Here is a 22,792-nt window from a genome sequence, read left to right as displayed (position 1 = left end):
AGCACAATTGCTGAATCTGCATAGTTCATGAAATACTGATGTTTTCGTAAAAATACGAAGTGCTTTTTGGTATAACTCTACTAACTTCCGTTAGTGTAAAGCATCTGAATGCATTCATAAATTAATATTAGAACATGCTATTTGAAAACAAGAATGTGCTGATAACCGGTGCCAGCAGGGGAATCGGTAAAGCAATCGCCTTACGCCTGGCTGCAGAGGGGGCCAATATTGCCATAGCTGCAAAAACGATTGAACCTCACCCCAGGCTGGAAGGCACCATATTCAGCGCGGCGGAGGAAATTGCCAAAAAGGGTCCGGGGAAAGTGCTTCCCTTACAGGCAGATATCCGCTTTGAAGATAGTATTCAACAGGCAGTAGATACAACTGTTCAGGCATTTGGGGGAATTGATATCCTGGTGAATAATGCCAGTGCAATCAGTCTTACGCCGACAGAGCAAACTGATGCAAAAAAGTGGGACCTCATGCATGGTATCAATGTTCGGGGTACATTCCTTGTTTGCAAAGCCTGTATTCCACATCTTAAGGAGGCGAATAATCCGCATATACTAAACCTCTCTCCGCCACTTAACATGGACCCACGCTGGTTTGCCCCGCACCTGGCATATACTATGAGTAAATATGGAATGAGTATGGTGATATTTGGATTAGCAGAAGAATTAAGGCCTTACCGCATTGCTGCAAATGCTTTATGGCCCCGGACTACTATTGCCACTGCAGCGGTAGAGAACCTGCTCGGAGGGGACTTCCTGATACAAAGGAGCCGCACACCTGAAATTGTTGCAGAAGCTGCGCTGCATATTCTGAGAAGGTCGTCCATCGACTGTAGTGGTAATTTCTTTATCGACGAACAGGTGCTTGCGGAGGAAGGCATAACCGACCTCGACAAATATGCCGTAAATCCTTCGCACAAATTAATGAACGATTTATTTATCTGAGGGAAGTCAGGGAGGGGAAAAACAAAGCTTTTAATTCCCCGGCAGGGTATCAATAAAGGCTAGGTATGCTGTTTTTCTTCTTGCTTTATATTGGTTTCATACATTGTTCCAAAAACAAGATCCCAGAACGTGCTACTCACCCCAAATCCCTGGTCACCATGTTTATAATGGTGTAAATGATGATTGCGCCAAAGGGGTTTCATCCATTTGAATGGAGGATTCCAGGCATGTATTGCATAATGCATACTGCCATACAACAAATAACCGAACATAAAGCCCGGGAAAAATGCGAAAGCATAATTCCCCAATACTAAATAGTAGACCAGGAAGAAAAGACTAGCGATGGTTAAACTTGGCAAAGGAGGCATGAATAGCCTATTCTTGTCCCTCGGGTATTCGTGATGATTGCCATGCGTGAGGTAATTAATCCTTTTTCCAAAGTCGGTTTTAGGCTTATAGTGAAATACGAAGCGGTGTAATAAATATTCAATAAAACTCCAAAAAAACGCACCGGCTAAAAAAACCAGAAATACCTGAAAGCCATTTATTGTTTTTGTCGAATAATACAATAGGAAAATGATAATGGGTAAATATATACCCCATATTAATAGAGGGTGCGTTTTTGTAAGTAATTCCAGGTATTTATTCTGAAACAATTTGGCTTCTCCTGAATTATGAATTTTTTTGAATTCCATAATAGTTTGCTTTTAAGGTCAAAAAAATTAATTGCACTATTCCTGCCTGTAAAAATAAATCTTTTTTACGACGCCAGGGAAAAGTTAAAGATGTTGTACGTATTCCCTGATTATTCTTCAAAATTTTCAGGTCTCATTTGCGGAAATAATAGCACGTCCTGGATAGAAGGCTGATTAGTCATCAGCATACAAAGCCGGTCAATTCCGATGCCAATACCCGCAGTTGGCGGCATGCCATATTCCAAAGCACGCAGAAAATCCTGGTCAATAAACATTGCTTCGTCATCACCCCTTTCCATCAGTTTTACCTGTTCTTCAAACCGATTGCGCTGATCGATGGGGTCATTCAGCTCAGAATAGGCATTTGCGATTTCCTTACCATTTACCATAAGCTCAAATCGCTCAACCAGTCCTGGCTTGCTGCGGTGTTTTTTCGTAAGTGGACTCATCTCGACCGGGTAATCGATGATAAAAGTTGGCTGTATATAAGTAAACTCACTGGTGGCTCCGAAGATTTCGTCAATAAGTTTGCCCTTACCAATATTCGGGGCAACTTCAATTTTCAATTGTATGCAAACCTCACGGAGTGCAGCTTCGTTTTTCCCGCTGATATCTATACCCGTATTTTCTTTGATCGCATCAAAAATCGAAATCCGCCTGAAAGGGCTCTTAAAACTGATATTCTTATCCCCAACTGTTAGTTCGGTTGTTCCATGTAAGGCAATTGCGATTTTTTCAAGGAGTTTCTCAGTGGTTTCCATCATCCAGAGGTAGTCTTTATATGCGGTATACCATTCCAGGATAGTGAATTCAGGATTATGGGTACGGTCCATACCCTCATTCCGGAAATTGCGGCTGAATTCGTATACCCAATCGAATCCTCCCACAATACAACGTTTCAGGTACAATTCATTGGCGATGCGCAGGTAAAAGGGTACATCTAATGCATTGTGGTGTGTGATAAAAGGCCTGGCGGCGGCTCCGCCGGGAATAGCCTGCAAAACAGGCGTGTCAATTTCCAAAGCGCCACGTTCATTCAGGAACTCACGTATGGTATTTACCATTTTTGTGCGTTTCACAAATGTGTCCCGGATCTGTGGGTTAATAATAAGGTCGGCATAGCGCTGCCTGTATTTAAATTCCGGATCGGTAACTGCATCAAAGGTTTGTCCTTCTGCTTCTTTTACCACCGGTAATGGCTTCAAAGACTTGGTTAATAAGGTAAGTTCAGTTACATGGACAGAGGTTTCACCGGTTTTTGTTGTAAAAACAAAGCCTTTTATACCAACAATATCACCGATATCTGTCAGGTGTTTCCATACTTTGTCGTATCCGGATTTATCTTCATCCAAACAAATATCATCCCTGCGCACATAAATCTGGATGCGGGCAGTGCTGTCTTGTAAAACCGCAAAACTAGCTTTCCCCATATCCCGGATGCTCATTATACGGCCAGCAAGGCAAACATCAGCAAAATCGGCCTTATTTTCTTCACCTTTATAGTTATCCTTTATATAGGCTGCTGTAATATTTACGGGAAAAAGTGGGGCCGGAAAGGGATCCACGCCCATTTCCACCAATTGTTGCAATTTTTCCCTGCGGATCAACTCTTGTTCTGATAAATGCATGCACCAAAATTTGAAGCGCAAAAATAATGTATTTGAGTGGATAACAATTTCTTAGCAAGGGTTCACTATTCCTTAACCATTCCTTTACAGGCTGCTAATACATGGTTACGAATTTTGACAAACCTCCTGAAATGGAAAAACGCCAGCTAGATGTTGCCATATTATCGGATCTCCACCTGGGTACTTATGGCTCCAGGGCAAAGGAAGTGCTCCACTACCTTAAGAGCATCACTCCGCAAATGCTTATCCTGAATGGCGATATCATTGATGCCTGGCAGTTTACCAAGCATTATTTCCCCCAGGCGCATATTGCAGTTGTGAAGGAAATCCTCAGTATGATGGCAAATGGCACCAGGGTCATCTACATAACTGGCAACCACGATGAATTCATGCGCCGGTATTGTGATATAGAATTGGGAAATTTCCAGTTGACTGATAAACTGGTTATTGAAATCAACCATAAAATGACCTGGATTTTTCATGGAGATGTTTTCGATCATACTACCCGGGGTGCTGCAAAATTCTGGGCAAAGCTTGGAAGCAGTGGATACGGATTATTAATATTGTTGAATCGGCTGATAAATAACCTGCTTAAAGTGATTGGCCGTGATCGCATCTCATTGTCAAAATCTGTTATGGCCAGCGTCAATAAGGCTGTAACCCGAATCAATGATTTTGAACTTACTGCAGCAGAAATCGCCATCGAGAAAAAATATGACTATGTAATCTGCGGACATATACACCAGCCCCAGAAAAGAATGGTAGAAACCGAAAAAGGGAAGGTGATGTACCTTAATTCGGGTGATTGGGTTGAACATTTGACAGCCCTTGAGTACTACCAGAACGACTGGCATATTTATACGTATGATGAAAAGGAATTTACAGACTCCAAGCTGGAAATAGTTGAACCAAAATTGAATGTAGTAACCGACGAGGTAAATCTTTATGTGAATTCACTTGCTATTTAAAATGTATTGACATGAAAATATTGTATGCCGTACAAGCGACCGGTAATGGTCATATCAGCCGGGCAACCCAGCTTCTGCCATACCTGCGGAGGTATGGCAAAGTGGATATTTTTTTAAGCGGCGCCAATAGCCAATTACAGAACGAACTTCCCGTACGGTTTCGTAGCAAGGGACTAAGCTTATTTTATAATAACAATGGCGGCCTGCAATATAGTAAACTGGCCAGGCAAATAAACCCGTACCGTGTCTGGAAGGAAATTAAGGAATTGCCTGTAGAGCAATATGACGTAGTAATTAATGATTTTGAGTGTATCACTTCGCTGGCCTGTGCTTATAAAAAAGTTCCCTCTGTAAACTTTGGTCACCAGGCTTCATTCCATTCTCCGCTAGCGCCACGCCCTGCTAATAAGGACCTGGTTGGTGAGTTTCTACTTAAAAATTACGCTATCGCATCGCAATATATTGGCCTCCATTTCGAGAAATATGATGATTTCATTTTCGAACCGGTCATTAAAAAAGAAATATTGCAGGCTAAATCGAAGAACCTTGGCCATATTACGGTATACTTATCTGCTTGCAGTGATGAGTTCCTGATCGCCCAATTTTCGAAGTTGGCATCATTTCGTTTTGAAGTTTTTTCAAAAGTTGTTAAACAAGTAAGCACGGTTGGAAATGTTAAACTAATACCGGTATCACAACGCTTGTTCAATGAAAGCCTGATTAGTGCGTACGGGGTGATTACGGGTGCCGGTTTTGAAACACCGGCAGAAGTGTTGCATTTAGGGAAGAATTTACTGGTTGTGCCTATTAAGGGTCAGTATGAACAACATTGTAATGCTGCCGCCCTGGAGAAAATGGGAATTACTGCACTGAAACAAATGGATGAAAAATTTACCGGACAATTCCTGAATTGGGTTGCTATGGGTAAAGCCATTCAAAAAACCTATTCCAATAATATCCCTGAAGTATTGGGTTACCTGATGGATAATTATCCGCAAAAGGGAGTTGCTTTAGACTTGCTTTTCCCGGAAATGATGCTTGGCTGAGCAAATGTGGTTAATAAATTTTGATTAAGCTTCAATTCGTTCTGCTTCGCCAAATTTGTCCTTGTTAAAATAAAACTCAATATTCTTATTAATTACTGTTGTTTGGGTTGGTGTTTGGGTACCAAATAAAATATCCCACCAAAGACAGCTAAATCCGAAGCAATATTTCGCGAACCTACTGTGGTGGTGCATGTGAAATTTCAATGAACCTGGAAACAGGTATTTTACCCTTCTCTGATGAAGCATCTAATGGCTTATGAAGTAATACGAGCATCAAAAAATATAGCCGGTAAACAGAATGTAATAATTATTCCAGAACAGTGCCGGAATAAATAATACAAAGCAGATCTTTCCCAAAATTGTTCTTTGCTTTGGAGTTACCCTGATATTCCCAGGATGTATATGATGGTTTTTATGTCGCCAGAATGCAAATGCATTTGAGTCAGACCCATTTCAGAAAGTAAAAGTATTAAAAAAGAGATCAGGCTGATGCCGGAAGGCTGACTTGTGTTTCATACTGGTTAATGCTTTGAATGATTGAAGGTGAAGTGACTTTATTAGTAAGTAACCTTGTGCAGTATTTGTGCAGATTTCGGGGCAGTAGTTTATTAATTACCAGAGATAGCCGGTTTAATTTTCCAGGAATCAAAACAGTCTGCCCATTCAATAATCCGGTTATGGCAATGGCCGCAACAGATTCGGGCGACATCGTTGAATTGCGGACAAACCAATTTCCTGAACTCATCAGCTGGTACAACCTAGGATTGGTATTCATGCCACCCGGGCATAGCACGGAAACAGATATGTTCAAGTGCGCCAGTTCATTTCTCAGGCATTTTTAGAAATAATAGATATATGATTTTGTCCCCCCGTAAACCTGTTTATTAGGCAAATTGAAAAATGCAATGAGACTACTAACATTGAGTATATAAGATTTCTTTTGTTTTTTAAGCAGATCAATAAATAGTCTGGTTAGCATGGTTGTGGCCATGATATTTAATTTTATCAATTGCTGAAATCCTGCAAGCTGGCCGTCCTCGAATGCGCAGCAATTGCCCAAACCTGCGTTATTGATCAGCATATTGATTTCCCATTTTTGTTCAACTATTTCATGGTAAAGTGAACTGCACTCTTCTTCAATGGTCAAATCTTTTTCAAAAACGGCTACCTTAATTTGGAAACTCCTTTCCAATGCACCTGCGAGTTGAAACAGTTCTTTACCGGGTAAAGCAACAAGGATAAGGTTCATTTTCCTGTTAGCGCACTCCAGTGCTAAGGCTTTTCCTAAACCTTCGCTGGCACCTGTTATAAGTGTGAAAATTCCGGATGACATGGTAGTTCTTTTATTATTTCCTGAATAGTTTTTTCTATACCTACATCAAATGGGGTAATCCTGTAATTTATTTCAGCCTTTGCTTTGCTGCAATCAAATGCACTGTTTTTAGTATATCGCATTATTCCGGAAGCGCTGCATATTGCATCCTGCCCGGTGATTTTTTTATAAGAAATCATGCCCAATAAAAAAAGTTTAAAGAATGCCATCGGAACCTGGACAACGGGAGAGGGGCCTATAATGTTTGTAATACTGTCTTTAATTTCCTGGTAAGATTTATTTTCTCCACCAAGTATATAACGTTCACCGCTTTTACCAAGGTGCATAGCATTGATATGTCCGTTGACGACATCATCTATATATGCGTAGTTGCCTATTGTGCTTGCTTTTCCGGGCAAGAAAATAAATCGCCCCTGCAAGGCATTTTTCAACATTCTGCTTATCGCATTACTAGGTGAGTCTAACCCCGGGCCATATACCCTACTGGGATTTACAATCACCGCAGAAAGGCCTTGTTTAATATATTTAAACACTTCCTGTTCTGCAAGATGTTTTGAGAGGTCATAATCGTTATCGAAAGCAAAGGACCTTGGGTCGTTTTCTATGGTTGGTTGCATAAGCGAAGGCCCAAAAACTGCTGTGCTGGATGTATAGACGAACTTTTCCACATTTTCTTTCAGTGCTGCAAGAAGCAGGTTTCTTGTCCCATCTACATTAACATTGTAAAAAACTGAAGGGTTGGGCGACCAAAGCCTTGCATAGCCAGCTACATGGTAAACCTGCTGGCACCCTTTCATTGCGGCCTGAACGGAAGATGGTAGGGTGATATCACCGGTCATGATTTGGATGTTAGGATGATTCAAGTGGACATTTGAAGCTGGTGACCTGACTAAGGCAATTACATGATGCTGTTCCTCTGCCAGGCGGTGTGCAATTGGATTCCCAATATATCCGCCAGCCCCTGTTACTAATACTTTCATATTGCATAAGATTTTGTGTGAAGAGTTATTTTTTTACCAAGGACAAATTCATAGGGAATGGTAAGGCACAAATGGATCAGGATCGCGGGCAGGGTGCTGTTCATGAAGAAATTGGAGAGACACAGTAGTATACCCATTGGAATACAGCCTAAGATAATCTGCTGATTACACTTGTAATGGGCCACCAGGTAAAAAACAAGATTTACAGTTATGGCTCCGGTAAGATTCATGAATTGCAGGCAATACCAAAACAGGAATCCCCTGAAATACAATTCATAACTGATGATATAGAGGATGCGGCTTGCCAGGTATATATTTACTGAAAACCAACTCAGGTTAATTGGGTTTTTTTTGCCCCACTCCTTTATTACATTACGGCCCGACTGAACACCAATCCCCAATGCCAGTACTGATAGAAAAACGGTGAAGAATACCGCATTTTTTTCAGCAGCTGATGGTAGCCTGTAAGCATTGAAATAATAATCTGAATAAAGTGATAGCATAACTGGCACCAAGGTGATCAGCATAGAAAATACATTACGTATTGAAAGGGAATAAATTCCAGGCTGGCTGTTTCTGCTTTCAATAATATCCAGGAGATTCATGCCAGGAACGGCAGCCACGTTTAATAAAAACAGCAAAAAGCTGGTTAGGGAAACAATGAAAAGGATATAATTCTCTGCCATAACTATCAATTTAAACGGTTCACAATAAATACTGTTTCTTGTGGAATATGATGTAAATCTAGGCCGGCAGATTGCGTGGTTGAAATTGATAAATACGGGATTATTAAAGCAATTATGAATTATTGCAAGTAGTACAGGTACATATTTTGGGGTAATTGGTTTTCCCTAACCATAACCAGCATTTTCCCCCGGTTAGGTATTTCTTACTAAAACAATTATTGAGGATGGGAAAATCTGCAAAAAATACCAGTGGGGTTTATTGGAGAGATAACAAGACCTGCCATGCATCCATTGTCTTATGCTGTTGTAGCAATGATTTGGCATAAAGATGAAGCTCCTTTTCCATTTCCTTTGGGTCTATTGCGTAATACTGGAAGATGCTGCGAAGTCTTTCATCATCAAAAGCAGGGTCGACCATTGGCAGTTCATGGATATTGCCTAACTGGCCAAGGTCATTACCACTTAGAATTGTACTATTCCGGATATTTTCTGGTAAAGCGTCAATACCTATGCCTAATTGGGTATTGGGTTTTTCCACTTCAAAAAGGTTACTGGTATCCACTCTGCAGTACCAATGTCCGCCAAGCCGGGCAACATGATGTAGTTTCTGCTGTTCGATCATATCTCCCCGTTCATTAAGTATACTATCAGCAACGTGCATACGAAGTATTTCGCATATCACCAGGTTTCCTGCTCCTCCTTTAGTGCCAAGGGGTTTAACTTCTATTACCCTGCATTCCATTTTTATTTTACTCTCTTTAACCATAGGGGGCTTTACCAGGGTAGCGGGTTCTTCAGAAAATCCGGCTTTTATAAATTCATTTACACCTTTGGGGAATTCACAGCTCGCTAAGGAAACCTGTTGTACCATATCATCATCAACGATATTTATCACTACTTCCGGAACTTCAAATACGTTTTCCAATGTATGTTTTGTGGTATTATCGCGCATTCTCCTGGAGGCGGAGAAAATAACAATTGGCGGCACCATCGAGAACAAGTTGAAAAACGAAAAAGGGCTTAAGTTTACCTGTCCTGCAGCATTAATTGTTGAAGCTAGGCAAATTGGCCTCGGTGCAATGGCATGTTGTAACCATTGCTGGCATTGAGCAGGTGAAATTTCCGAAAGTGTTATTTGCATGAGTGCGTTAGGTAGTATTTGTTTTTTTTAAAGCCAGGATAGAATATTCTGTTGGTTCTGCTACGATAGTATTTGAGAGTACTCCCAGGCCATTGATTTCAAGGTCAACTACATCACCTTCTTTTAACCATTGCTCGGGATAGTCGGGATTATTCAGTTTTCCTGTTCCGTTCAATTCCAGAAAACAGCCCGTACCTACCGTTCCACTGCCAATTACATCACCCGGATGAAGTGTAACGCCATAGGAACAGCGCTCAATAATTTCGGCAAATGTCCAGTCCATGTCGCCTACATTTCCTTTACTAACGGGAATGCCATTTACATGGCATTCCATACTAAGGTTCCAGCATTTCCCCGTATGCCCTTGCCTGGCAGGAATTTCAAGCGGCTCTAATTCATCTGTGGTAACCAACCATGGGCCAATGACAGTAGAAAAATCCTTACCCTTTGCAGGTCCCAGGTTAAGCAGCATTTCTTCCATCTGCAGCCTTCTTGCGCTCATGTCATTCATAATCATCAGACCGCCAATATATTCATCAGCTTCTTCGGCCCTGATATTCCGGCCGGTTTTACAGATAACGATAGCCACTTCAAGTTCAAAATCCAGTTTCTCCAGGTGATCGGGCATGCAAATAATATCTCCAGGCCCCTGGATACTGGTATGGTTTGTAAAGTAAAAGATGGGGTATTGGTCAAACTCGGGAATCATTGGCGCATTGCGGTTCCGGCGCGCTGCTTCTACGTGCTGCCTGAAAGCATAGCCATCGCGGCATGATGCGGGAAAGGGCACAGGGGCAAGAATATAGGCCTGGTCAATAGGAAAACCTTTTTCTTGTGGAATCCTTCCTTCCTTTACCATTCTTTCACCGATCTGTGCAACGGGATAAGAATCTTCCCAATATTGCAGGAACATATTCATATTACCGGGAAGGTCTGGATGCAGGGTTTCCATATCAAACAAGTATCCGTCCACCAGAATTCCCAGCTGGTCATGTCCTTCACGGAGGTAAGAAACCAATTTCATTGTCATCAATTTATGTGGCCAAAAATAGCAGGAATAATTATCTTACCCATGCTTTAGTGGGCGGCATTCTTTACTATTAACAGGCAAGACTAAAAATGATTGTCCTAAAGGGCCAAAGACAGATTGTAAGGTTTATTGATTTACCTCTTCTTGAAAGTATTTATTGGCAGCCTGATTTCCGGAAGGCCATCTGGCGAAAAATCCAGATATTAAATATTGAGCCCACCACAGGTGCTGAGTACTTGTCCCGTCATGTAAGAACTCAATTCGCTGGCCAGGAACAGGGTTACGTTGGCAATTTCTTCGGTGGTGCCAAAGCGGCCGAGCGGGATTTTCTTTAGGAATTCATCTGCGCCGCTGCCTTCTTTAAGGTAATGGGTCATATCAGTTTCAACAAATCCGGGGGCTATAGCGTTGCAGCGAATATTCCGGCTGCCCAATTCCAGCGCAATCGATTTGGTAAAACCAATAATACCTGCTTTTGAAGCTGCATAACTGCTTTGTCCTGCATTTCCTTTAATGCCAATGATCGAACTCATATTAATGATACTACCGGATTTTGCCTTCATCATAGGCCTGATTACCTGCTTGGTCATATTGAATACGCTCTTCAGATTGGTAACCATAACTTCATCCCATTGATCGGGTGTCATTCTAAGTAGCAGGTTGTCTTTTGAGATACCTGCATTATTTACACAGATATCAATTTTCCCAAAACTTGCAACTACATCATTTACAAATTGTTCGCATTCTTCAAAAATGCCGGCATTGCTTCGGTATGCTTTTGCCTGTACATTCATTGATTTTAGCTTTTCCACCAATGCTTCCGCTTTGGAGGAACTAGCTTCACTAACATAAGTAAATGCAATATTAGCGCCCTGTTCAGCCAATTTAAGTGCAATCCCTTCGCCAATTCCACGTGCTGCACCGGTAACGATTGCGACTTTATTCGATAATAAACTCATTTGGTAAAATTGAGCTGTGAAAATAGGTAGAAATACGAATTTGTACTAGTTTGGCGTTAATTTCTCTATAACCATAAAAAGATGATCAAGATTTCCAGGAAATTTTTTTTTCTGAATGTGCATGAGTATTGGTTTTCGTATTACCCGGGATTTTGGTCCATATTCGGATTAAATGCCTTTAACCATATTAGGACGGACTTAAAAAATCCATTTCTTGTTAAAGTCCCGAATTATACTGTTGCACTGGATCTTTCAAAGTCTAAGGAACAGATACTGGAAGATTTTTCAAGAACATTCAACAGGCTGGTCAGGAATTCTGAGAAAGAAGGTGTTAAATGCTATTTTGACCAGGACAGTTCCAAATTTGTGAATTTCTTCAATGAGTTTGCTCCGGCTAAAGGAATTCCAAAGGAAACGATTGAAAGGGTCAAATCTTATGGCCCCAGCTTCAAAATAAGTTATGCAGAGTTAGATGGCCAGTTACTTGCAACCCATACCTATTTAGTGGACCAGGGTCAGAAAATTGTGCGACTAATGCACTCTGCTTCAATGCGCTTTGATGAGCGGTTTGACAGTAACAAAATTGGGAGGGCTAATAAATACCTTTTTTATTATGATATGTTGGCTTTCAAAGACCAGGGTATTTTGTCCTTTGATTTTGGTGGGTACCATGAAACGCACAGTGATAAAGTGATTGAGAGCCTTTTAAAGTTTAAGCTGGATTTTGGCGCTGAAAAGAAAACTACAGCGAATTATTTTTCCATACCTTATTACCTGTTAAGGAAGATATATGTTTTATTGGGGTTCTATAAGAAAGACTAGTGTTGATTATAGAGCAACATCTGAATTGATTCAAGGATTTTGCGGTCATTACTTAAGCGGGGCACTTTATGTTGTCCTCCAAGTTTTCCCTTTCCGCTTAGCCATTCGTTGAACAGGCCTTTCCTTACAGCATGCAACTGTGGCATTCTAAGGGCGATGTCTTTATGGCGTTTTGCTTCATAATCGCTGTTGATGTTTTTTAAGGCGGAGTCTAACTCATATGCGAACAGCGCTAAATCAACGGGCTTATTTTCAAATTCAATCAACCATTCATGAGCGCCGTTTCCATGCTCGGAAAAGTAGATAGGCGCTGCAGTATAATCATTAACCGAGGCTCCGGTTTTTTCACAGGCAATGGCAATTGCTTTATCGCTATTGTCAACAATCAGTTCCTCGCCAAATGCATTAATAAAATGCTTCAGCCTTCCGCTAACCTTTATCCGGTAAGGTTTTAGTGAAGTGAACTGGATAGTATCACCAATTATATACCGCCATAGCCCACCGGTTGTACTAATAACAGGGGCATAATTCTTTCCGGTTTGAACTTTGTTGAGACCAACCGTATTCGGAAATTTTTTACCGTATTCTTCGACTGGCATGAATTCAAAAAAAATACCATGGCGGGTGAAAAGCAACATGCCATCTTCACCGGGACTGTCCTGTGCTGCGAAAAAACCTTCACTGGCATTGTACATTTCGAGGTAATGGATGTCTTTGCCAATTAGACGCTGAAACTGTTCGCGATAGGGGACAAATGAAACGCCCCCATGAATGTATAATTCGAGTTGCGGCCAGATTTCTGCGATCGTTGACTTTCCGGTGATGGCCAGGATATGTTTTAGCAGGACCAGGTTCCAGGTAGGGACACCTGAAATGGAGGTTACATTTTCGGGAATCGTTGACAGGGCAAGTTGTTCAATTTTTTGCTCCCATTCGTCCATCAGTGCAATCGATAATTCCGGGGTCCTTATCCAATGACCCCAGAACGGTGAGTTTTGCAGTAAAACAGCACTAAGGTCGCCATAACTTATATCCTCAGTAGTCTGGCTGATTTGATGACTACCTCCAATAACCAATCCTTTGCCGGTTAAAAGTTCAGAATCGGGATTGAAACGATAGTAAAGGGTTAAGACATCTTTTGCGCCCTGATAGTGATTTTGTTCAAGGCTTTCTTCACTAACCGGTATAAACTTGCTTTTATCGCTGGTGGTGCCACTGCTTTTGGCAAACCATTTTATAGGTGTATTCCAAAGTACGTTATCCTCGCCCTGCATCATTCTTTCAATATAGGGTTTGAGGTCTTCGTATTCGTGAACAGGAACGGTTTGTTTAAAAGTGCGTACGTTAAACAGCTGGTTAAAACCAAACTGTCTTCCGAATTGGGTGTATTGTGCTGAAGTGACCAGTTCCTGCAATACCTCTCGTTGGGCAGCAACAGGATTGTTGACCCACTCGTCGATTTGCCAAAGCCTTAGCCGGGCCAATCTTGATATGGCAGGCGAGAATAATTTCATACAGCAGTAGCAAAATACTGAAAATACCGTTACATCTTGGGGAAATCACCCATTCCCTTCATTACTTCTTCGTGGAGATAGTCTTTTCGTTTCAGCTCAAAATTCCGGCCAAGGTATAGTTTGCGAACATGTTCGTCATCTGCCAGCTCTTCAGCCGTGCCATGTTTGAAGATTTTTCCCTCAATTAACAGGTAAGCACGATCGCATATAGAGAGGGTTTCATTCACATTATGGTCGGTTATCAGTATACCGATATTCTTGTATTTGAGGCGTGCCACTACGGTTTGGATATCTTCCACTGCTATTGGGTCTACGCCTGCAAAAGGCTCATCCAGCAAGATAAATTTGGGGTCAACTGCCAGGGCCCGTGCAATTTCCGTGCGCCTTCTTTCGCCACCGCTAAGGCTGTCGCCATTATTTTTACGAACATGGTGCAACCTGAATTCATCGAGAAGTTCTTCCAGTTTTGTCTTTTGTTCCTGGCGGGTAAGCCTGGTCATTTCAAGTACAGAGCGGATATTGTCTTCGACGGTGAGGCTTCTGAAAACCGAGGCTTCCTGCGGCAGGTACCCGATTCCCAGTTGCGCCCTTTTGTACATTGGCAGACTTGTAATGTTCTGGTCATTCAGGAAAACTTGTCCTTCATCGGGTTTAATAAGTCCAACTACCATATAGAAGGTAGTGGTTTTACCGGCACCGTTAGGTCCAAGGAGGCCGACAATTTCCCCCTGCTTTACGTTAACAGACACATGATTTACAACAGTCCTGTTGTGGTAGCTTTTAACAAGCTCATTGGTTTGGATCACTAAATTCAATGTGGGCGGCTTTTGGCAAAAATACCTTGTTAATTCATAACTGCATGCTAAGTTTGTAGATAGTTTATTCATCCGCAAGCAAACAAATGAAGGTAATTGATCATATTAAGGAGGCGAAGGATACTTTAATCTCTTTTGAAATACTTCCACCCCTGAAAGGGAAGGGTATAAGTGCTATCTATAATCACCTTGATCCGCTGATGGAATTCAAACCATCGTTTATAAATGTTACCTACCACCGCAGTGAAACCATGTTTAAAAAACAGGCGGATGGTTCTTTTGCTAAGATTGAAGTTCGTAAGAGACCAGGCACTGTAGGTATTTGTGCAGCGATAATGCAGCACTATAAAGTTGATCCAGTTCCCCACCTGATCTGTGGAGGGTTTACCCGTGAAGAGACCGAAAACGCGTTGATTGACCTGGCCTTTCTGGGTATAGATAATGTGCTTGTTTTGCGGGGGGATGCTGCGAAAAATGAAACTTTTTTCGAGCCCGAACCCGGGGGGAACCGCTATGCGATCGACTTGCTGAAGCAGGTTATGGATTTGAATAATGGCCTTTACCTGGAGGAGGAAGTGAAAGATCCGGGCAATGCCAAATTTTGTATTGGAGTGGCCGGTTACCCTGAAAAGCATTTTGAGGCGCCCAACATTGCCACGGATGTTGCTTACCTGAAAGCCAAGGTGGACGCAGGTGCTGAGTATGTTGTGACCCAAATGTTCTTCGATAACCAGAAGTATTTCGAATTTGTTGCGAGCTGCCGGGCTGCAGGAATTAATGTGCCGATAATTCCAGGTTTAAAGCCTATCACCAACAAAAAGCAAATGAGTCTGCTGCCTCGTATATTCCATGTGGACCTACCCACTGAACTTTCCATTGAGATTACTAAATGTAAATCCGATACGGAAGTTGAGCAGGTAGGCACTGAATGGTTATTGCAGCAAAGCCGTGAGCTGAAAGCAGCTCACGTACCCGTACTGCATTATTATACTTTGGGAAAACCAAAAGTTATCTGGAATGTCGTTAAGGAATTGGTCTAAAAAAGAGGCAGTATTATAAACTAACACCGAAGGTCAGACTCCATACCCGGTTATAGTACTTATCACTTGAGCTGTTGGTTGTGCCTGTATACAGATTGGCCAATCCATGCCCGTAGTTTATGGAAATAAGCAGATTTTTAAAAGCAAATCCGGCAGTACCGTTGATACCATAATCCCACCTGTTCATCCGTCCAAGGCCAGCCAATACTTCTTCACTAGTGCTTGGTGCGTCACTTGTGAATTTTATCTTGTCTTCAGCATTGATTGTTCCGGCAAGTGTTTTGTATGAGTTTTTGTATTTTCCTGCAACACCTGCTGCTCCATACAGACCTGCACCTATAAAGAATTTAGACTCACCATCCACAAGCGGGATATTTGCAATAAGGTTTACCGGAATTTCAATATAATAAGGATTAACTGTGTTCTTGAAATATGTAGCATCATCGGGTTTTCCTATTTCCAGTTTTGAACCTTTCCCCGTAAATAACAATCCGGGTTGAACTGAAAGTAATTTGCTTAAAGGAAAGTCTGCCATAAAACCGGCATGAAAACTTGTGAGGCTGCTTGCACTGGCATCCTGCGTGGTTGAAATATTGGCCATGTTTATACCGGCCTTCAGGTAGTATTTACTATCCTGTGATTTACTGCTTAATGCGATGGCAGATGTTGCCATCAAAAAAATCATAAACTTTTTCATGTGAATTTTAATCGATTTAAGGGAATAGTTAACGCAGACGGCTATACGCATAAATCATGCCACTACCTGTTAAGGCTATTTAAAACCTGTTGGTTTACTTTTACAGGGTATTTCTTTTTTAAGGCTTTAATCCATTCTTCTTCCAGTAATAACTGGTAGTCGTTTAGCACAAATCCTTTTGCTTCTTCGAAGCTCCTGGGTGAATTTCCAGGCAATGATTCAATTATATAAATAAAGGTAGTAAGCAGGTCTTCTGCCCTGAAAAGCGGACTGGTAATGGTTCCTGGCTTTAGCGCTGTATCTGTATGTTTCGGTAACTGGTCCAATTCATAGCGGCCGCTGTCTGCCTGTACAATTCCGTTGCTCTTGTCGGCTAATTGCTTCCAGTCAGATGGATTTGTTCTAATTGAATTATAAATGCCAGAAGCGGCCGCTGAATCCAAACTATTGAAAATAATTGCACGTACACTTTCTTTCCATGTGTATTTGTCCTTATGCTGGTTAAAATACTGCTTAAGGCCGGCTTCATCATTTACCGCTTTATCCCATATATTTACCTGCATGGCTTCAAAAATCATGTTACCATCTTTGAATTCATTTAACTGGCGGGCAAAATCCGGGTTGTATTTTTCCAGGTTCTGCTGGTATTCTTCAAGGATTTTGCTTTGCAGAAACTGTTGGTAAACCTGTTGACCTGATAAGCCTGGTTGGGTATTATTGAGCTGGCTGGCATTCGTTGAAAGGTAACTTTCATAGTCTTTAACCACAATCGTTTTGCCTTTATAAGTAGCCAGAACCGTTTGGGGTTTTAAAAGGGTATTCCCTGTAGCATTGCCTTGTAACTTTGCCGTTGTAAAAGCATCGATTGCAGATTGCGGAACAGTTCCTTTTTTAAAACCAATAGATTTTTCCGCCTTCACTACCACTGCATCCATGGCGAGTTTGCCACGCGGGTCACTCAGCACCCTTGTTTTCATTGCAGCAAATGCGGTTTCATTATTAAAGTCGGTGGAGTAATGGAATGAACCGATTTTTTTTAGGATATGGATTCCCTGTGCTGTTCTGAATGGGCGGGAAATGTTATTGTCTTTTTGCAGGGAAACCGCCTGTTCTTCAAAATCCTTGTCATAAGTTCCCGGATAAAAGGCCTGTATTACCCCCTGGTTCTTATAGGAAGCATTATCATCACTGTAGGTCAATGCGAGGGTGGCAAAGTTGGCTCCATTTTGTAATGCTTTATAAATGGAATCGGCAAGTTTGCCCGCTTTCTCTGTTTCCTGCCGATTGGCTGTTGCCGGAAGGCTGATCAGTATTTGGGCAATTTGTAACATGCCTACTGATTTGCGTTCAGCGGTTATTCTGAAAATATGGTATGCGTGGCTGGTTTTAAATGGTTGGCTGTTGGTATTAACTTTTGTCTGGTAGGCTAATTTTTCCAGCGGGTAGGGCAGTACAAAAGCGCTGATCCAGCCAATATCACCTTTGTTATATTTAACTGAAGTATCAGCAGAATAAGCCTGGGCAACGGTTTCGAAGGCAGCCCCTTTATTGAGTTCCAACATGGCCTGAATCGCTTTTTCTTTAGCAACGGCACTATCATTGCCTACAAAAGGAAAATATATGTGTGATATGCGGAGGTCTTTTGTGCAATGCTCCATCGCTTCCCTTACGAGGAATTTAACAGTGCTGTCATCTGCCAGGTAATTATTGATAACCTGCTTTCTAAAATCCTGCAGGTCTGCTTTTTGGGTCGGAATAGTATCGAATCGCATTGCCCTGGCGGCCTGTACTTTTAACTTGTAACGGATGTACATTTCAAGATAGTCGGCGTAAGCCTTCTGGCCCGGAGTCGTATTATTGTTATTCTTTCTGAAAGCATTCAGGAATTCGGTTTTACTAACAGGATAGGGGCCGTAAGTAAACAGCGTTTGTGCGTTGATGGTGGTTGAAGCAAGCAGTAATAAAAGGGCCGGTACAAAAAAAAGCTTCTTCATAAATTATCGGTTGGCTGCGTTTTTTTGTTGTTTTATTGTAATCAGGTCATCCATCTGCTGGTATGTCAATTTTTTGGCTATTATTCTTTTCTGGTTATCGAGAAGATATAAAACCGGTGTCTGGTATACGTCATATAATTGCCTGTACCCTGGTTTGCCTGAATTCTTTTCCGTTTCACGCTGTTCCTCTGTCTGGTAAACGTGTATCCAGTCTTTCAGATTGTTTTGACGGATATAACTTAGCCAGTTTTCTTTTCCTCCATCGGTCATAACCCCATAGATTTTTATTCCCTGTTGCTTCCATTTGTGCTGGTACATAGAGTCGAGGTGAGGTACCATTTCTTTGCAGTGACTACAGGTAGGATCCCAGAAACAAAGGACAACATAAGGGGCTGAAACTTCATAAAGTGGCCTGATTTTACCTGTTGTGTCGGTCATGGTCATATCCCAGGCCGGGTTGCCAATCAGGTTGGCCATGAGTGAATAGGCCCGGTCGGTCATATATTTTTTATACTTCTCTGTAAACCAGTCGACTTCCGGTTTTTCATTAATATACTTTTCAAAAAGGTGCACAAAAACTGCGTCCTGGCCCATATACTGAGGATTGATATAAAGCTGCACAAAATGGGTCAGCAGGTATTTGTACATATCCTTGTCCGGCTTAGACTTGGCCAGCATTCCATCAATTTCTTTTTTTATGGAATCAGGTTCCGGAGATACCAGGTCACGGTAATACTTGTCGAGGCGTCCTTCAAAAATGGGTGTCCGAAGCAAACGGCTGTCTGTAAAGCTGATGCCATCCCAGTAATGGGCTTTGAAATACTGGTAAGCAAAAGATGAGTCATACACCCCTTTTGGGTGTTTTTCGGCTGGTGGGACCTGTGGTTCCTGAAGTGCAGCGAAAAGGGTGCTAAGGAAACTGCCCGGTGATTTTTTAATAAAATCGGACCGGTAATTCAATATTTCGGTATTCAGGTCACGTAATTTTTCCTGGATGCGGGAAGAATCGGCCTTGCTTTTTGCATTTAAGAGCAACTGTTGCGATTCAGATATTGCATTTCCCCTGGTTTGAATAAAACGGGTATAAGCCTGAAAATCAGTATTATCAGTGGAACCAATGAATTGAACCTGGCTGAGCCTGGCTGAATCTACGGTCATTGAAAATACTTGTTCCTTGTCGAGAAGCAACTCAAACAGGATTTCTTTTTTCGGTGAAACAACAAAATATATGCCGCCCGGCAGTTTGGCGGGTCCTTTGAAAACAGCCCTGCCCCCTGGTTGAACAAGAGCAGAATCGGCCAATGCCTTCATTTTGCCATAATGGTACCCCAGGTAGAGATACTGGGCTGGATAAGCATTAATAGAAAGAGTCAGTTGATACCCTTTATTTCCGGAAGACTGTGCCATAACAGGATTGATCAGCCATCCATTCAATAAAATCATAATACCGATCAGCTGGTTTTTCATCGCTTCGATTGAGTTGCTAATTTCACGAATTGCCTGCAATAATATTGTGTTTACTTTTGCCCCATGCGCAAAAAGAATATTACGCTGGAGAAATTATTGGTTGAAGACTATGCGGCCGAAGGGAAAGCGCTGAGCAGGGTAGACGGGAAGGTCATTTTTATTGAAGGGGCAATTCCGGGTGATATTGTGGATGTGCGCCTTACCAAAAACAAAAAAGACTGGGCAGAGGGCAAAGCGGTACTGATTCACAAGTATTCTGCCGAAAGGGTAGACCCGTTTTGCGAGCATTTTGGCGTTTGCGGAGGGTGTAAATGGCAAATGTTGCCCTATGAAAAGCAGTTGCAATACAAGCAGCAGGAGGTGGAGCAGCATTTAAAAAGGATAGGCAAAGTAGCCCTTCCGGCTATTGAACCCATTCTTGGATGCACTGAAACACGTTATTATCGCAATAAACTGGAGTTCACCTGTAGTAACAGGCGATACCTTTTGCCGGATGAAATCAAAAAAGACCAGGAAATACAGGCTGAGAATGCCATAGGATTCCATGTTCCCCGCATATTTGATAAAGTAATTGATATTTATTCCTGCCACCTGATGCATGAACCGGCCAACCTGGTCAGGAATACAATCCGCGAGTATGCCGCAGTAAATGGACTGAGTTATTATGATATCCGTGAACACGTCGGATTCCTGCGTACTGTAATTGTAAGGGTATTAACTACCGGGGAGGTTATGGTGAATGTCTGTTTTGGTAAGGAAGATAAAGCCTTACGCAAAGCGCTGCTTGATCATTTGCTGCAGAAGATCCCGGCCATTACCACTTTGTTGTATACCATCAACCAGAAATGGAATGACAGCCTGCATGACCAGGAGCCAATAACTTATTACGGAAAAGGGTATGCGCTGGAAAAACTTGAAGATTTCCGGTTTAAAATTGGCCCAAAGTCATTTTTCCAAACCAATACCCGCCAGGGAGAGCATTTGTACCAGGTAGCCCGTGAATTTGCTGAACTAACGGGAAAGGAAATTGTTTATGACCTGTATTGCGGAACCGGTAGCATTGGCATCTTTGTAAGTAAGCAGGCGGCAAAAGTGATTGGGGTGGAAGTGGTGGCAGAAGCCATTGCCGATGCTAAAGAAAATGCATCTTTGAACCAGATTGAGCATGCTGATTTTTTTGCAGGTGATGTAATTGATATATGTGATGACGCTTTTTTTGCAAGCAATGGCAGGCCGGATGTAATCATCACCGATCCCCCAAGGGCTGGAATGCATGAAAAACTGGTGCAGAAACTGTTGGAAATGGAAGCGCCACTGATTGTTTACGTAAGTTGCAACCCGGCAACCCAGGCCCGCGACCTGAATTTGCTGGATGCCAGGTATATTGTTACAAGGGTTAAACCGGTGGATATGTTCCCGCATACACACCATATTGAAAATGTAGTCCAGTTAAAACTGAGGAAATAAGTAATAAAGATGAGATCATTACCACCAGTAGTAAAAAACCTTTTGATTGCCAATGTGCTGGTATTCCTGGCACAGATGTATTTCAGGAATTCCGAAACCCCTCTTGAATTGTATGGTGCATTATGGCCGATAGCCTCCGGAAACTTCAAGATATGGCAACTGGTCACGCATATGTTTATGCATGCCACGAATAATTGGTTTCACATTTTATTCAATATGTTCACGCTGTATATGTTTGGCAGCATGCTGGAACAGGTTTGGGGGCCAAAACGTTTTTTTAATTTTTATATCATCTGCGGTATTGTAGCTGCTTTGGCACAACTGTTTATGGGAAGTGATTTTGGTTATGCAGTTGGTGCATCCGGGGCAATTATGGGGGTTTTGGCAGCCTTTACCTATCTTTTTCCCAATACACCGCTTTACCTCATGTTTATTCCTATTCCCATCAAGGCAAAATACGCGATTCCCGGACTAATGGCCCTGGACCTTTTTGGAGGCATAGCCAGTGTAAATGGTGACAATATCGCCCACTGGGCACATCTTGGTGGTGCAATAACCGGTTTTATCCTGGTAGTATTGTGGAACAAAACCAATCGTAATACGTTTTATTGATATAATCCATTATGAACGTACAAGAAGAAAAAAGCAGAAGCAGGGTATTCCTGGGTTCCGATGGTAATGCATTGGTTAACCTGGTAATAGTGAATGCAGTAGTTTTCGTATTGCTGAAATTCATCTATATCGTTTACATGTTAAGTGATTTGAACCTGGATGCTTATTACAGCAATGTGTTCAATTGGTTTATCCTGCCGGCCAATATTGAGAAGCTGGCCTACCGGCCATGGACTATTATCAGCTTTATGTTTACACATGAAAGCGTGATGCATGTTATTGCTAACCTGCTTTGGCTATGGATGTTTGGGTATATCCTGCAGGACCTCACTGGAAACAGGAAGTTGGTACCTATATACCTCTTGGGTGGTTTTACTGGTGCTTTGGTTTTCGTTGCCTCACATTACCTTATTCCAAGTCTGCATCCCGACCTGGCATTTGCCAGCCTGATCGGCGCAAACACATCGGTGATGGCAGTGGCAGTAGCAACTACCACAGTGGCACCAGATTACCGGATTTTCCCGATGATCAATGGTGGTATTCCTTTATGGATACTGACTTCCCTGTTTGTAATCATAGATTTTGCCAGTATTTCAACAGGCAATGTCGCTGGATATATATCTCATCTTGCCGGGGCAGCGCTGGGCTTTGTATTTATTTACCAAATGCGCCGGGGCCGCGACTGGAGTGCCTGGATCAATAATTTCTTCGAATGGTTTGAAAACCTTTTTAATCCCGATAAACCTTCGCGCAGGAAAAAGCAGAAAGACAGTTTTTATTATAAGGTAAGCGGGCATGCCCCGTATAAAAAATATCCAAACATCACCCAACAAAGGATAGACCAGATACTGGATAAGATTAACCAGGAAGGGTATCATATGCTCACCGACGAAGAAAAAGACATTTTACGTCGGGCCGCTAACGAAGATGAGTTGTAAATTC

General features: G+C 42.0%; 22 protein-coding genes. 8 read left to right on the top strand and 14 right to left on the bottom strand.

The window, feature by feature from the left end; translation table 11 throughout:
• Nucleotides 1-134: 134 nt before the first annotated feature.
• Nucleotides 135-956 carry an SDR family oxidoreductase gene (locus LAQ65_RS16945; protein WP_224118186.1) on the top strand — a complete coding sequence of 274 codons (822 nt, stop codon included), beginning with the start codon at nucleotides 135-137 and terminating at the stop codon, nucleotides 954-956.
• A 59-nt stretch (nucleotides 957-1,015) separates the two neighbouring features.
• Here the strand turns inward: LAQ65_RS16945 and LAQ65_RS16940 are convergent, their stop codons facing one another.
• Both LAQ65_RS16940 and lysS read right to left on the bottom strand, forming a co-directional pair.
• Entirely contained in the window at nucleotides 1,016-1,651 is a 636-nt protein-coding gene (locus LAQ65_RS16940) for a sterol desaturase family protein (RefSeq protein ID WP_224118185.1), read from the bottom strand.
• 110 nt (nucleotides 1,652-1,761) lie between these two features.
• Entirely contained in the window at nucleotides 1,762-3,279 is a 1,518-nt protein-coding gene (gene lysS / locus LAQ65_RS16935; RefSeq protein ID WP_224118184.1) for a lysine--tRNA ligase, read from the bottom strand.
• 101 nt (nucleotides 3,280-3,380) lie between these two features.
• Between lysS and LAQ65_RS16930 the strand changes: the two genes are divergently transcribed.
• Together LAQ65_RS16930 and LAQ65_RS16925 are read left to right on the top strand one after the other, a co-directional pair.
• Nucleotides 3,381-4,247 carry a UDP-2,3-diacylglucosamine diphosphatase gene (locus LAQ65_RS16930; RefSeq protein ID WP_224118183.1) on the top strand — a complete coding sequence of 289 codons (867 nt, stop codon included), beginning with the start codon at nucleotides 3,381-3,383 and terminating at the stop codon, nucleotides 4,245-4,247.
• 11 nt (nucleotides 4,248-4,258) lie between these two features.
• Nucleotides 4,259-5,293, top strand: a complete 1,035-nt coding sequence (locus tag LAQ65_RS16925; protein ID WP_224118182.1) for a glycosyltransferase family protein — start codon at nucleotides 4,259-4,261, stop codon at nucleotides 5,291-5,293.
• 481 nt (nucleotides 5,294-5,774) lie between these two features.
• On the opposite strand, the gene LAQ65_RS16920 is transcribed toward LAQ65_RS16925, so the two are convergent.
• The 7 genes from LAQ65_RS16920 to fabG form a co-directional block, all read right to left on the bottom strand.
• Nucleotides 5,775-6,104: an SDR family oxidoreductase gene (locus LAQ65_RS16920; RefSeq protein ID WP_224118181.1), complete on the bottom strand. Its 330-nt coding sequence runs from the start codon at nucleotides 6,102-6,104 to the stop codon at nucleotides 5,775-5,777.
• A gap of 27 nt (nucleotides 6,105-6,131) precedes the next feature.
• Nucleotides 6,132-6,626 carry an SDR family NAD(P)-dependent oxidoreductase gene (locus LAQ65_RS16915; RefSeq protein WP_224118180.1) on the bottom strand — a complete coding sequence of 165 codons (495 nt, stop codon included), beginning with the start codon at nucleotides 6,624-6,626 and terminating at the stop codon, nucleotides 6,132-6,134.
• Nucleotides 6,599-7,606, bottom strand: a complete 1,008-nt coding sequence (locus LAQ65_RS16910) for an NAD-dependent epimerase/dehydratase family protein (protein WP_224118179.1) — start codon at nucleotides 7,604-7,606, stop codon at nucleotides 6,599-6,601. The genes LAQ65_RS16915 and LAQ65_RS16910 overlap by 28 nt, the downstream gene beginning before the upstream one ends.
• Complete coding sequence (locus tag LAQ65_RS16905) at nucleotides 7,603-8,292, bottom strand: CPBP family intramembrane glutamic endopeptidase (protein WP_224118178.1); 690 nt, start codon at nucleotides 8,290-8,292, stop codon at nucleotides 7,603-7,605. The genes LAQ65_RS16910 and LAQ65_RS16905 overlap by 4 nt, the downstream gene beginning before the upstream one ends.
• A 256-nt stretch (nucleotides 8,293-8,548) precedes the next feature.
• The gene (locus tag LAQ65_RS16900) at nucleotides 8,549-9,433 is read right to left on the bottom strand and encodes a flavin reductase family protein (protein WP_224118177.1); all 885 of its coding nucleotides are present in this window, start codon (nucleotides 9,431-9,433) and stop codon (nucleotides 8,549-8,551) included.
• Nucleotides 9,434-9,440: 7 nt separating this feature from the next.
• On the bottom strand, nucleotides 9,441-10,457 hold the full coding sequence (locus LAQ65_RS16895; protein WP_224118176.1) for a fumarylacetoacetate hydrolase family protein: 1,017 nt from the start codon (nucleotides 10,455-10,457) through the stop codon (nucleotides 9,441-9,443).
• 209 nt (nucleotides 10,458-10,666) lie between these two features.
• The gene (gene fabG, locus LAQ65_RS16890; protein ID WP_224118175.1) at nucleotides 10,667-11,422 is read right to left on the bottom strand and encodes a 3-oxoacyl-[acyl-carrier-protein] reductase; all 756 of its coding nucleotides are present in this window, start codon (nucleotides 11,420-11,422) and stop codon (nucleotides 10,667-10,669) included.
• A gap of 81 nt (nucleotides 11,423-11,503) precedes the next feature.
• On the opposite strand from fabG, the gene LAQ65_RS16885 reads away from it, so the two are divergent.
• Entirely contained in the window at nucleotides 11,504-12,244 is a 741-nt protein-coding gene (locus tag LAQ65_RS16885) for a hypothetical protein (protein ID WP_224118174.1), read from the top strand.
• On the opposite strand, the gene LAQ65_RS16880 is transcribed toward LAQ65_RS16885, so the two are convergent.
• Together LAQ65_RS16880 and lptB are read right to left on the bottom strand one after the other, a co-directional pair.
• A complete protein-coding gene (locus LAQ65_RS16880; protein ID WP_224118173.1) occupies nucleotides 12,241-13,758 on the bottom strand; it encodes a GH3 auxin-responsive promoter family protein in 1,518 nt (505 codons plus the stop codon). The two genes, LAQ65_RS16885 and LAQ65_RS16880, sit on opposite strands and share 4 nt — an antisense overlap.
• 29 nt (nucleotides 13,759-13,787) lie before the next feature.
• Nucleotides 13,788-14,564, bottom strand: a complete 777-nt coding sequence (gene lptB, locus LAQ65_RS16875) for an LPS export ABC transporter ATP-binding protein (RefSeq protein WP_224118471.1) — start codon at nucleotides 14,562-14,564, stop codon at nucleotides 13,788-13,790.
• A gap of 95 nt (nucleotides 14,565-14,659) precedes the next feature.
• Between lptB and metF the strand changes: the two genes are divergently transcribed.
• Nucleotides 14,660-15,613 (top strand): methylenetetrahydrofolate reductase [NAD(P)H], encoded by a 954-nt coding sequence (gene metF, locus LAQ65_RS16870; RefSeq protein ID WP_224118172.1) that lies wholly within the window; start codon nucleotides 14,660-14,662, stop codon nucleotides 15,611-15,613.
• Between the two features lie 13 nt (nucleotides 15,614-15,626).
• Here the strand turns inward: metF and LAQ65_RS16865 are convergent, their stop codons facing one another.
• From LAQ65_RS16865 to LAQ65_RS16855, 3 genes are all read right to left on the bottom strand, one after another.
• The gene (locus tag LAQ65_RS16865) at nucleotides 15,627-16,310 is read right to left on the bottom strand and encodes a porin family protein (protein ID WP_224118171.1); all 684 of its coding nucleotides are present in this window, start codon (nucleotides 16,308-16,310) and stop codon (nucleotides 15,627-15,629) included.
• Between the two features lie 62 nt (nucleotides 16,311-16,372).
• Nucleotides 16,373-18,304, bottom strand: a complete 1,932-nt coding sequence (locus tag LAQ65_RS16860) for a peptidylprolyl isomerase (RefSeq protein ID WP_224118170.1) — start codon at nucleotides 18,302-18,304, stop codon at nucleotides 16,373-16,375.
• A gap of 3 nt (nucleotides 18,305-18,307) precedes the next feature.
• On the bottom strand, nucleotides 18,308-19,771 hold the full coding sequence (locus tag LAQ65_RS16855) for a thioredoxin-like domain-containing protein (protein ID WP_224118169.1): 1,464 nt from the start codon (nucleotides 19,769-19,771) through the stop codon (nucleotides 18,308-18,310).
• Nucleotides 19,772-19,834: 63 nt separating this feature from the next.
• Between LAQ65_RS16855 and rlmD the strand changes: the two genes are divergently transcribed.
• From rlmD to LAQ65_RS16840, 3 genes are read left to right on the top strand one after another with little or no spacing between them, the layout of a single operon-like run.
• Nucleotides 19,835-21,238 carry a 23S rRNA (uracil(1939)-C(5))-methyltransferase RlmD gene (gene rlmD, locus LAQ65_RS16850; protein WP_224118168.1) on the top strand — a complete coding sequence of 468 codons (1,404 nt, stop codon included), beginning with the start codon at nucleotides 19,835-19,837 and terminating at the stop codon, nucleotides 21,236-21,238.
• A gap of 9 nt (nucleotides 21,239-21,247) precedes the next feature.
• On the top strand, nucleotides 21,248-21,850 hold the full coding sequence (locus tag LAQ65_RS16845; protein WP_224118167.1) for a rhomboid family intramembrane serine protease: 603 nt from the start codon (nucleotides 21,248-21,250) through the stop codon (nucleotides 21,848-21,850).
• A gap of 11 nt (nucleotides 21,851-21,861) precedes the next feature.
• On the top strand, nucleotides 21,862-22,788 hold the full coding sequence (locus LAQ65_RS16840) for a rhomboid family intramembrane serine protease (RefSeq protein WP_224118166.1): 927 nt from the start codon (nucleotides 21,862-21,864) through the stop codon (nucleotides 22,786-22,788).
• Nucleotides 22,789-22,792 lie beyond the last annotated feature (4 nt).

Origin of the sequence: Flavihumibacter profundi (genome assembly GCF_020076305.1) — a bacterium.
Lineage (GTDB): Bacteria > Bacteroidota > Bacteroidia > Chitinophagales > Chitinophagaceae > Flavihumibacter > Flavihumibacter profundi.
Note: the sequence above shows the minus strand (reverse complement) of the source record. Positions and strands in the feature narration are given on the sequence as shown.

Bases quoted from the DNA above. Each gene is read 5' to 3' on its own strand.
- LAQ65_RS16865 (WP_224118171.1), bottom strand. From the start codon at position 16,310: ATGAAAAAGTTTATGATTTTTTTGATGGCAACATCTGCCATCGCATTA.
- LAQ65_RS16910 (WP_224118179.1), bottom strand. From the start codon at position 7,606: ATGAAAGTATTAGTAACAGGGGCTGGCGGATATATTGGGAATCCAATT.
- rlmD (WP_224118168.1), top strand. From the start codon at position 19,835: ATGCGCAAAAAGAATATTACGCTGGAGAAATTATTGGTTGAAGACTAT.
- LAQ65_RS16945 (WP_224118186.1), top strand. From the start codon at position 135: ATGCTATTTGAAAACAAGAATGTGCTGATAACCGGTGCCAGCAGGGGA.
- metF (WP_224118172.1), top strand. From the start codon at position 14,660: ATGAAGGTAATTGATCATATTAAGGAGGCGAAGGATACTTTAATCTCT.
- LAQ65_RS16905 (WP_224118178.1), bottom strand. From the start codon at position 8,292: ATGGCAGAGAATTATATCCTTTTCATTGTTTCCCTAACCAGCTTTTTG.
- LAQ65_RS16880 (WP_224118173.1), bottom strand. From the start codon at position 13,758: ATGAAATTATTCTCGCCTGCCATATCAAGATTGGCCCGGCTAAGGCTT.
- LAQ65_RS16845 (WP_224118167.1), top strand. From the start codon at position 21,248: ATGAGATCATTACCACCAGTAGTAAAAAACCTTTTGATTGCCAATGTG.
- LAQ65_RS16885 (WP_224118174.1), top strand. From the start codon at position 11,504: ATGATCAAGATTTCCAGGAAATTTTTTTTTCTGAATGTGCATGAGTAT.
- LAQ65_RS16895 (WP_224118176.1), bottom strand. From the start codon at position 10,457: ATGAAATTGGTTTCTTACCTCCGTGAAGGACATGACCAGCTGGGAATT.
- LAQ65_RS16915 (WP_224118180.1), bottom strand. From the start codon at position 6,626: ATGTCATCCGGAATTTTCACACTTATAACAGGTGCCAGCGAAGGTTTA.
- LAQ65_RS16855 (WP_224118169.1), bottom strand. From the start codon at position 19,771: ATGAAAAACCAGCTGATCGGTATTATGATTTTATTGAATGGATGGCTG.
- LAQ65_RS16900 (WP_224118177.1), bottom strand. From the start codon at position 9,433: ATGCAAATAACACTTTCGGAAATTTCACCTGCTCAATGCCAGCAATGG.
- LAQ65_RS16840 (WP_224118166.1), top strand. From the start codon at position 21,862: ATGAACGTACAAGAAGAAAAAAGCAGAAGCAGGGTATTCCTGGGTTCC.
- LAQ65_RS16940 (WP_224118185.1), bottom strand. From the start codon at position 1,651: ATGGAATTCAAAAAAATTCATAATTCAGGAGAAGCCAAATTGTTTCAG.
- fabG (WP_224118175.1), bottom strand. From the start codon at position 11,422: ATGAGTTTATTATCGAATAAAGTCGCAATCGTTACCGGTGCAGCACGT.
- LAQ65_RS16930 (WP_224118183.1), top strand. From the start codon at position 3,381: ATGGTTACGAATTTTGACAAACCTCCTGAAATGGAAAAACGCCAGCTA.
- lysS (WP_224118184.1), bottom strand. From the start codon at position 3,279: ATGCATTTATCAGAACAAGAGTTGATCCGCAGGGAAAAATTGCAACAA.
- LAQ65_RS16860 (WP_224118170.1), bottom strand. From the start codon at position 18,304: ATGAAGAAGCTTTTTTTTGTACCGGCCCTTTTATTACTGCTTGCTTCA.
- LAQ65_RS16925 (WP_224118182.1), top strand. From the start codon at position 4,259: ATGAAAATATTGTATGCCGTACAAGCGACCGGTAATGGTCATATCAGC.